The sequence below is a fragment of the Campylobacter concisus genome (assembly GCF_902460895.1).
Lineage (GTDB): Bacteria > Campylobacterota > Campylobacteria > Campylobacterales > Campylobacteraceae > Campylobacter_A > Campylobacter_A concisus_BC.
Map to the genome: position 1 here is coordinate 569507 of NZ_CABPVL010000002.1, position 10309 is coordinate 579815.

The following is a 10309-nucleotide window of genomic DNA, read 5'->3' on the forward strand; positions in this document are numbered from 1 at the left end:
TTAGTCTCCTATTTTTATATTTCCGCCTTTGCCAAGACCACCTTTTACATTTTGGACTTTATAATCTTTTAGCGCGACTATAAGTTGGTTCATCGCGTCCATAAAGGCATTTACGATCATTCTGCCCTCTGGTGTCTTTGTGTAGCCACCAAGTCCAGCGCTCACACGTGAAAATGAATTTGACCCCATGCCAAAGAAGTCAAAGTTGCTATCACTGCCGACTGCACCAGCGATCTGTACGCCTGAGCGGTTGTCTATGAGAAGCAAAGATGTTTGTGTTTCGCTCTTTGAAAAGCCTCCGCTTACCTTGCCGGCAACGTTGCCAAAGACAGCGCCTACAAGTCCGCTGATACCGCCAGTATCCTCTTTGCTAAATGTGATCTCTGGCTGCATAGTATAATCAGCCGCTACGACTTGACCTTTGTGAAATTTAGAGCCTTTTCTTAGCTCGCCACTAGCTTCAAGCGCGCGCTCTTGCATCATATTATCCATACTTCTGCCGCGCTCGACGATGACGAAGCAGCCTGTTTGCTGAGCTAAGATCCTTAGCACTGGCACAGTTGAGCCAAGCTGATAATCTCTAGTTAGATATGAGTACCATGAGCTACTTTGATCCTCGTAAAAAGACAATGTTCCTAGCGTTTGGCTGCAACGCTCGATTTTCGTGTTGGCATTTTTGGCTGTATCTCCTGCTGCGGCACCAGTTACACCGCTATTGCTGCTAGCGCATCCAGCAAATAAACAAAGAGCGGCAACGCTGCTAAAGACCTTAGATGCTAAAAATCTCTTTTTCATGAAGATCCTTTTTAATGTAATTAGAAGTGTAAATATTATAAGAAAATAATATTTTGTGAAAACTTAAATTTTAAAATAAAAATATAAAAGTAAAATTTAAGCGGCCAGCAAGATGCCAGCCACATAAATTATTCGACAGTTACGCTTTTTGCGAGGTTTCTTGGCATATCGACGTTGTTACCAAGTCTAACGGAAATTTCAAGTGCAAGTAGCTGAAGTACTAGCATCATCTCGAAAAATTCGCTCATATAGTGATCTTGAACGCTTGTTTTTACGTAGTCATCGCTTAGTTCAAACTCAAGTGGGCTGATCGCTAGGATATATGCATCTCTTGCAGCAAGCTCTTCGACGTTACTTTTTGTCTTTTCATATAGTAAGTTTTGAGGCATTAAAGCGATCGTAAATAGCTTCTCATCTGCAAGCGCGATAGGGCCGTGCTTCATCTCGCCTGATGGATAACCCTCGGCGTGAAGATATGAAATTTCTTTAAGTTTTAACGCACCTTCAAGTGCTAGCGGATAGAAGATATCTCTACCGATAAAGAAGAAGCCATGACCGTGCAAATAGTGCTTGCTTAGGCGGTGAAGCTTCTCTTGCAAAGAGTTATCTATATTTAAAATTTGTGGGATGTGAAGAAGCGTTTTGATCTCGTGATCAAGCTCTTTTTTGCTGATAGATCCCTTTGCTGATGCCATTTGAAGCACAAGCATCCAAAGCACGATGATTTGCGTAGCAAAGGCCTTTGTACTTGCCACACCTTTTTCGATGCCAGCGCGAGTTAGAAGCGTATTATCAGCTAGTCTAACGATAGAAGAGTTATCGACGTTGCAGATTGCAAGTGTCTTTAGCCCAGCCTCTTTTGCTATCCTAAGTGCCTCAAGAGTATCAGCTGTCTCGCCACTTTGCGAGATGACGATGAAGAGAGAGTTTTTGTTTAGATAAGGCTTTCTGTATCTAAATTCGCTTGCCACTTCAACCTTTGTTCTAACTTTGGCAAGCCTTTCAAAAAGATAGCTTGCAACAAGCGCTGCATGGTAGCTCGTACCGCACGCACAAAGCACGACATCATCGATGCCTTTTAAGTATTCATCGTCTAAATTTTCAAGGGTGACTTTGTGGTTTTTGACCCTGCCCATGATAGTTTCAGACACAACAGCGCCTTGCTCGTAAATTTCTTTCTCCATAAAAAATGTATAACCCTCTTTTTGGGCATAGCTCTTATCTTTTGGGAGTGCGTTAAATGTTATGCTAGCCTTTTTGCCGTGTTTGAAAACAGCTATCTCATCTAAGCTCACGTAGCCGTAGTTGTTATCATCAAGGTAGGCAACTTCGGTTGCATTGCCAATTAGCGGCGCGTCAGATGAGGCAAAATATAGCTCTTTTTTGTCGCTTTTGCCTATCGCCATAGGAGCGGCGTCTTTTGCGAAAAATATCTTTCCAGGGGCAGTTTTAGTGATAAGTAGCGTTGCATAAGCGCCTCTAAGCTTTGCGATAGTCGCCTCATAAGCCTTAAATGGGTCTTTTTTCTCTTTTAAAATTTCCTCAAAAAGGTGCACGATCACTTCGGTGTCAGTTTGGCTTACAAATTTCACACCCTTTGCCTCAAGCTCATCTTTAAGCTCTTTGTAGTTTTCGATGATGCCGTTGTGAACGACAAATGAGTGCTCGCCAAGGTGCGGGTGAGCATTTATCTCAGTTGGTTTGCCGTGCGTCGCCCAGCGTGTATGACCTATCGCCACGCCAAAGCCCTCCGATGTAAAGTCCTTTGTCTTTAGAGCTAAATTTTCAAGTTTGCCAACAGCTTTGAAAAAGTCGATCTTGCCATCACTCATCACAGCCATGCCAGCGCTGTCGTATCCACGATACTCAAGCTCTTTTAGCCCGCTTAAAATGACCTCTTTTTTCTCTTTATCTCCGATGTATCCTACGATTCCACACATGTTTTACTCGCTTATTAATAAATTTAATATCTCTTCGCCTTTACTCTCAAGTCGCTCGTTTTTCTCGATCAAAAAGAGATTTCTAGTTCTATTTTTAACCGTCTGAATTCTAGCACTCGTGACTTGAAAATGAAGCCTGTCAAAAACACTCATCACATAAGCCATTAGCCCGCGCTGATCTTTTGCGTTGATGCTAAGTTTGGCGTAATCTTTTGAGTGATTTAGCTCGAAGTTTATCTCATCTTTGTTAATATTTGGTTTCAAAGGCTCTCTTAAAACCTCGCTATTTAGTGATTTTAGGGCTAAAATTTTAGTGTTTTCAAGCTCATGGTTTTTTACATTTTGGTTAAAGTCAAGCCTGATATAAAATTTCTTCTCAAAAAGCTCAAATATCTCCATATATGCAAGGTCAAATTTGGCAAATTCATAGAGCAGGGCGCTTAAATTTAGGCTCTTGTTTGTATAAATTTGAATGCTTAAATTTTTACTATTGTTTATGAAAATTTCTGTTTCGTTTAAGCTATCAGCCACTTTGCTTAAATTTATGATCTCGCTCGCGCTATATTTTGTAAAGACCAAATTTGATGTGATCTTGAAAATTTTCTCTTGCAGCTTTGGCTCAAGCGCCAAAAACTCGCTATTTCGTTTTATAGACTGCTCTTTTTTTACCCGCCTTGTCGCCTCATCAAGTAAATTTTCATCGCTAAATGCGCTAAGAGAAATTTCATAAAGCTCCCTTAAAAGTTTTGCTGTGTAGGCATTATAAAGCTTCTCGTTTGTGGCGTTTATCACGCAGTAGCTAAGGATGTAAAGTAGCTTTAAAACCTGCTTGTCGCCAAGCTTCGAGATAAAAGCGAAGATAACGCGCTGTGAGTAGATGTCCTCTCTGTTTGAGACGTTGCTCATTAGGGTGTGGTATTTTATCAAGATGACGCCGATGTTGATAGCTTTTTGGCTTAAATTTAGCTTGTTCGCGTAGGCTCTAAAGATGTTTGCACCGATGTTTGCGTGATCTTTGCCGCCAAGTCCTTTGCCAACGTCATGCATAAGCGTCACGATCTTAAGCATCGTTTTGCCCTCTAAGCAAAGCTCAGCGTAGAGATTTTTTATAAATTTATCTTTTATATTTTCAAGAAATTTGACACTTAAGATGCTATGCTCATCAACCGTAAATTCGTGATAGCCGTCATATTCTGCTAGCTGGGAGATGTGCTCCATCGGTTTTATCAAAATTTGTATCATCTGTGCATCGAGCAAGGATTTTAAGATGGCGTAGGAATTTTCTCTTAAAAATATCTTCTTAAACTCGCTTATAGCGCGCTCTAAGCCATCTTTTGTGATGATGGCTCGCTTGATATAAAAGATCGCGCTTATATCAAATTTATAATCCACATCTTTTAGCTCTAAAAGCTCATTTATGAGATCCTCGATGAGCGCTGGCTTTTTGTGAAGTGGCACGTAGATGACGCCATTTATCTCATAAAAGCCATTTTTTAGTCTAGCAAATTTTCTCTGCTCGAAGCTTAGCTCGCTTTTGAAAAATGGCCTGCAAAGCGAAGCTGCGATAAATCTTGAATAAATGGCTACATTATTCATCGAGCTTAGCATCTTTTGGCTGATGACGCTCTCGTTGTCTTGTAGTTTTTTGGACTTTGTCTGCATGAAATTTGTCGTGATCTCGACACTTGAAGCGCTGAAAGTATCGGTGTTTTGCGTTAAATTTAAAGCACTTAGCAAGCTTAGTAAAAAATCCACATTTAGATTAAAACTTGCGATCTCTTTTTCATTCATCACTTTAAGAGCTTGTGATCTAACTGAAACGTCGCTATCAAGGCAGTTTAGTATGCAGTTTAAGTGGTAAATTTCATCGATCCCGCCAAAGCCACTTTTTAAATTTGGCTCTTGTGCCAAGTAGCTTATGCTAGAAAATGGCAAAAATGCCTTTAAATGGTAGTTTAAAAAGGCTTTTTTATCAAATTCTTTTATCTTTATGATCTCGCTTTTTACTAGGCGGTAGAGGCTTTTTGAGCCGCAGATGTAGCGAAGTTGCGAGGTTTCGCTTTTAAATTTAAGGTCATCTTTGAAATTTACAAAAATTTCATCCACTTCGGCAATTTTTATCACAAATTTCATGCCAGAGTTATCTAAAATTTCAGAAAATTCTTTTAAGAAATTTTTTATATTATAGCCCTTTAAATTTTTATAAACTAGTAAAATTTCAAGCTCGCTATTTGCGCTAAGCAGCGTTTGAGCGTATTTGCCAGTGGCTAGAACGCTAAAAGCAAAGCTGTCATTTTGTGGCACAAACTCATCAAAAAATTCTCGCATAGTTTCATTTAAATAAGATTTTATAAAATCATCATACTCTTTGGCCAAGAAATTTGTGAAATTTCTGCCTTGGTTTTTTTGAAAATGTTTTGGCAAATTTGCCTTAAAATCAAGAAATTTCTCTTTGATCCTTGAATAATTATCGCTATTTTTGGCACTTTTATCAGCTAGCATTTAGTGTTTCCATTGTTAAAAATATCTTGGCAAATGTTACATAATTTTTGCAAAAACAAAGCTTTATTTGCTTATAATGAAGCCTTAAGTTCAGCTTTAGGACGATATAAATAATGAATCTATTACAAAAACTAGAAAGTGGCGAGAGATTAAGTAAGCAAGAGGCTTTTTCGCTTTATGAGCTTGATCTTTTTACCTTGGCTAAATTTGCCGACAAAAAGCGCAGAAAACTGCACGGCAACAAGGTCTTTTTTAACGTAAATCGCCATATCAATCCAACAAATATCTGTGCTGACATCTGTAAATTTTGCGCATTTTCAGCCCACAGAAAAAATCCAAATCCATACCTAATGAGCCACGAAGAAATTTTAAAGATCGTTGATGAGAGCGTGAGCCACGGCGTAAAAGAGATACACATCGTCTCCGCCCACAACGCAACTAGCGGTTGGCAGTGGTATTTAGAAATTTTTAAAAAGATAAAGGCAGCTCATCCAGAGCTTCACGTAAAGGCGATGACTGCGGCTGAGATTGATTTTTTATCAAGGCATTACGGCTTAAGCTACGATGAGGTGATAGAAAAGATGCTTGAATACGGCGTTGATAGCATGCCAGGGGGTGGGGCTGAAATTTTTTATGAAGAGATCAGGGCTAAAATTTGTAAAGGCAAAGTTAGTAGCGAGAACTGGCTAAAGATCCACAAAATGTGGCACGATAAAGGCAAGCAAAGTAACGCTACAATGCTTTTTGGACACATAGAAAGCCGTGAAAATAGGATCGATCACATGCTAAGGATCAGAGACTTGCAGGACGAAACTGGCGGATTTAACGCATTTATCCCGCTTGTTTATCAAAGAGAAAATAACTACTTAAAAGATGTGAAATTTCTAGGATCGGCTGAAATTTTAAAGACTATGGCGATATCTCGCTTGGTGCTTGATAATGTCCCACACATAAAGGCATACTGGGCTACATCGACCTTAAATTTAGCGATGATCGCTCAGGAATTTGGTGCTGATGATCTTGATGGCACGATAGAAAAAGAGAGCATACAAAGTGCAGCTGGTGCAAATAGCGCAAATGGCGTCACACTAAAGACATTTTGCGATCTTATTAAAACATCTGGTTTTACGCCGGTTGAGCGTGATAGCTTATATAACGAACTTAAAATTTACTAAAGGAGCTTGGGGTGAAATTTTTTGACTTAGCACAAAACAAAACGAGTGTAAAGCAGGAATTTGGGGCGGGACTTACGACATTTTTAGCGATGATGTATATTGTGCCGGTAAATGCGATCATTATGAGCAAAACTGGCATGCCTTATGAGGCACTAATCACTGCAACAGCGCTAATTACCATATTTTCTACGATATTAAATGGTCTTTGGGCGAACACGCCAGTTGCGATGAGCGTTGGCATGGGGCTTAACGCCTACTTTACATTTGGTCTTTGCATCGGTATGAAAGTGCCTTGGCAAACGGCTCTTGGCGTTGTTTTCTTAAGTGGCGTGATATTTGTCGTCTTATCTTTTACAAATTTTAGGATGTGGATAATAAGATCCATCCCACTTGATCTAAGAAGAGCGATAAGCGCTGGCATAGGCACATTTATCAGCTTTGTCGCGTTTCAGCAAATGGGCTTTATCGTAAATAACGACGCGGTTTTAGTTGGCATAGGAAATTTCAAAGATCCAAACGTGCTTCTTGGCGTTTTGGGGCTATTTTTGGTTATCTGCTTTTGGGCATGGAAGATAAAGGGCGCATTTATCCTAGCTGTGCTTGTCACTTCAGTGATAGCTTGGGTGCTTGGCATCGCTCCTCATCCAACAGAAATTTTCTCAACTCCAGCCTCTATCTCACCGATATTTTTAGAGCTTGACATAAAAGGTGCGTTTAGCCTAGCCTTACTACCAGTTATTATCACGTTTTTTGTGACTGATCTTTTTGACTCGATAGGCACGCTAGCTGGAGTTGGCACGAGGGCAGGGATATTTGACGAAAACAAAAAAGATGGCGTCGTAAAACTTGAAAAAACTCTTGAAGCTGACGCTGTTGCTACTGCAGCTGGCTCGCTTGTAGGTGTAAGTACGACCACATCGTTTGTAGAGAGCGCTAGCGGCGTAGAAGAGGGCGGTAGGACTGGTCTAACGGCTGTATTTTGCGGACTTTTATTCATACTTACACTATTTATGTTGCCACTTTTTAAAGCTATCCCTGGCAATGCCATCTATCCGATCCTCGTAATGGTCGGTGTGCTTATGTTTGCTGAGCTTGCTAGCATAAATTTCAAAGATCCGGCCATTGGCGTTGCGACATTTTTCATAGTTGTGCTCATCCCGCTTACTTACTCAATCACAAACGGCCTTGCATTTGGCTTTATGTCATACGTCATAGTTAAGCTCATAAAGAGAGAATTTAGCGATATAAATTTAGGTGTAGTTGTGCTAGCACTCATTAGTTTTATCGTATTTTTAGTGCATTGATAAGGATGAAAGATGATATTTTATAGCTACGATGAATTTGCTGTTGATGCCAAAAAGATGGCAAAGGATATAAAAGATGAGTTTGATCCAGAGGTGATACTAGCCGTGGCAAGAGGTGGTCTAACGCTTGGCCACTCACTAGCTGTTGCGCTTGAAAATAGAAATTTATTTACCCTAAATTCTATCCACTACGAGGATACAAACAAGCTTGATACAATACAAATTTTTAACGTGCCAGATCTTAGCAAATACACTAAAATTTTGCTTGTTGATGATATCATCGATAGCGGAGAGAGCATGGTCGAGATAAAAAGAGAGCTGCTTAAACGCTATCCAAATTTAGATATAAAAATAGCGACCGTATTTTACAAAGAGAAGGCTCTGCTTTTGCCTGAATTTAAGGTAAAAGAGGCTCATGACTGGGTTGAGTTTTTCTGGGATATACATATTTAAGGGATAAATTTGTTAGAAAGAGTTAGAGAATTTGCTAGCAGACACATCGCTTTTAGCGTATTTTTGATATGTTTGATTGATTTTGTTTTTCTGCTTTATGCGGCAAATTCTCTTAGTATAAGCTACAATGAGGCTGAAATTTTCTTTCAAAAGCACAGCCTTTTAAGCTTTATCTTAAAACTAAGCACCCACTTTTTTGGTCAAAATGACCTTGCTGTGCGAGGCGTAATGATCTTTTTTCACATCGCAAGCGTGGTTTTGATGTATAAAGTAAGTAAATTTTACATTAAGCTCGAGTTTGACAGGATTATAGCGGTCCTACTTTTTGTGCTGCTTCCTGGTACGCTAGCTTCAGCCCTTATCATAAATAACGCTGGAATTTGCATCACTCTGGCGCTTTTATGCATATATCTTTTTCATATTAAAAAGAAAATTTTATTTAGCCTCTTTTTCTGCCTAGCCTTTTTCATAGATGGTGATTTTTTGATATTTTATGCAGGATTTTTTATATTTGCACTTTATAAAAGAAAGCCGCCACTTGCTTGGCTAAGCGCCATTTTATTTTTGCTGACGCTTTATTTTTTTGGCTTTGAAACAAATGGCAGACCAAGCGGGCATTTTATCGATACTTTTGGCATATTTGCCGCTGTATTTTCGCCATTTGTCTTTATCTTTTTTGTATATACGATTTATAGAATTTGGGTTAAGGAGAAGAAGGATCTTTTGTGGTTTATTGCCATTTGCTCATTTTGCTTTTGTATGATAGTCTCTGTGCGCCAAAGGTTGGAGCTTGAGCAGTTTTTGCCATTTTGCGTGATCGCAACACCACTTATGGTAAGAGTTTTTTTCAACTCATATCGCGTGAGACTGCCAAAATTTAGAAAAGGTCATAAAATTTGCACTAGCTTAGTGATGCTCTTTTTGATATTTAACTGGTCAGCGATCATCTTTAATCAAATTTTTTACCTCTTTTTAAATGATCCTACAAAACATCTCACTTATAAATTTGATGTAGCAAAAGAGCTGGCAGATAAGCTAAAAGAGGCTGGAGTACAAGATATAGCGACTGAAGATACAAGGCTTGCGCTAAGGCTTAAATTTTATGGGATAAAAACAAAAAGCTACTCTAAAAATTTATTAGCAAGTGCCGATTTAGATGAGAAGTCAAAATTTAGTATAGAAAAAATGGGAAAAGTAGTTGCAAATTTCAATATCAAGGAACGATAAGCTGTGAAAAAAAGAGCTTTTACGATGATAGAGCTTATTTTTGTTATTGTTGTTGTTGGAATTTTAGCTGCCATTATGATCCCAAAACTAAACAGAAATGCCTCAAGAGAAGCTGCAAATCAGGTCCTAACTCATATAAGATACACTCAACACCTCGCTATGCAAGATGATAAATATGAAAATTTTATTAGCAATCAGTCTAAGCCATGGTTTAAGTTGAGATGGGGAATAACATTTAATGAAACTAGTCTAAAGGAATGCTCTATAGATAAACCAGGAGTTAAGACTTGGAAGTATAGTGTCTTTTTTGATAAAAGTTTAAATGGAAATATAAATTCAGAAAGTGAAGTTGCAAACGATATCTATAAAAGCGGAAAACTCCTTAGTGGAGGCTGGAGTAGTGGTATAGTAACAGAAGCTACTTGTAAAAAGTGGAATAAAGAATTAAATTTAGGAAAAAGGTTTGGCATAACGTCTGTTGATTTTAAGGATGGTTGCAGTGGAATGCAAACTATAATTTTTGATGAAATGGGTCGCCCTATGAGAGTAGCAAGTACTACTTCTGGTGGAGCAAAGCGTCCTTATGATAGACTTCTTAAAAAAGATTGCAGTATAACAATAACTGATAAACGCGGCAATCAAACGACCATTACTATAGAAAAAGAAAGTGGCTTTGCATCTATAAAAGAAAATAGTTAAATTTAGTTAAAAATTTATAGTTTTTATTTTTTAAAAAAGTTACCATTTTTTAATCTGCATTTAAGCATCCCTCATATATAATTCCAGCTCACGAAACGAGAAACCACCTTTAACTTCAACGTTAATAAAGCCTTTTTCTTATCGTTGTTCTTTTAACTTACAATTGTTAAACTATTAGTCAATCTTTGAAATCTAAACAAGTGATCGATTGAGC

8 protein-coding genes are annotated in these 10309 nt (G+C 38.5%); 5 read left to right on the forward strand and 3 right to left on the reverse strand.

Features of this window, described 5'->3' with window-relative positions; translation table 11 throughout:
- The 3 genes from F3G98_RS04085 to F3G98_RS04095 all read right to left on the reverse strand — a co-directional run bounded on the left by F3G98_RS04085 (position 1) and on the right by F3G98_RS04095 (position 5237).
- Positions 1-795, reverse strand: coding sequence for a CsgG/HfaB family protein (locus F3G98_RS04085; protein WP_012001529.1), 795 nt, complete (start codon positions 793-795; stop codon positions 1-3).
- Between the two features lie 128 nt (positions 796-923).
- Complete coding sequence (gene glmS, locus F3G98_RS04090) at positions 924-2735, reverse strand: glutamine--fructose-6-phosphate transaminase (isomerizing) (protein ID WP_103608305.1); 1812 nt, start codon at positions 2733-2735, stop codon at positions 924-926.
- Positions 2736-2738: 3 nt separating this feature from the next.
- Positions 2739-5237: an HD domain-containing protein gene (locus F3G98_RS04095; protein ID WP_103643036.1), complete on the reverse strand. Its 2499-nt coding sequence runs from the start codon at positions 5235-5237 to the stop codon at positions 2739-2741.
- 110 nt (positions 5238-5347) lie between these two features.
- On the opposite strand from F3G98_RS04095, the gene mqnE reads away from it, so the two are divergent.
- The 5 genes from mqnE to F3G98_RS04120 are packed head-to-tail and all read left to right on the forward strand — an operon-like array spanning position 5348 to position 10095.
- Positions 5348-6412 (forward strand): aminofutalosine synthase MqnE, encoded by a 1065-nt coding sequence (gene mqnE / locus F3G98_RS04100; RefSeq protein ID WP_103608329.1) that lies wholly within the window; start codon positions 5348-5350, stop codon positions 6410-6412.
- A gap of 11 nt (positions 6413-6423) precedes the next feature.
- The gene (locus F3G98_RS04105; RefSeq protein WP_103608328.1) at positions 6424-7716 is read left to right on the forward strand and encodes an NCS2 family permease; all 1293 of its coding nucleotides are present in this window, start codon (positions 6424-6426) and stop codon (positions 7714-7716) included.
- Between the two features lie 12 nt (positions 7717-7728).
- Positions 7729-8169: a phosphoribosyltransferase gene (locus tag F3G98_RS04110; RefSeq protein WP_103608327.1), complete on the forward strand. Its 441-nt coding sequence runs from the start codon at positions 7729-7731 to the stop codon at positions 8167-8169.
- 9 nt (positions 8170-8178) lie between these two features.
- Positions 8179-9396 (forward strand): ArnT family glycosyltransferase, encoded by a 1218-nt coding sequence (locus tag F3G98_RS04115; RefSeq protein ID WP_103608326.1) that lies wholly within the window; start codon positions 8179-8181, stop codon positions 9394-9396.
- Positions 9397-9399: 3 nt separating this feature from the next.
- Entirely contained in the window at positions 9400-10095 is a 696-nt protein-coding gene (locus tag F3G98_RS04120) for a type II secretion system protein (RefSeq protein WP_103608325.1), read from the forward strand.
- Positions 10096-10309: the final 214 nt, after the last annotated feature.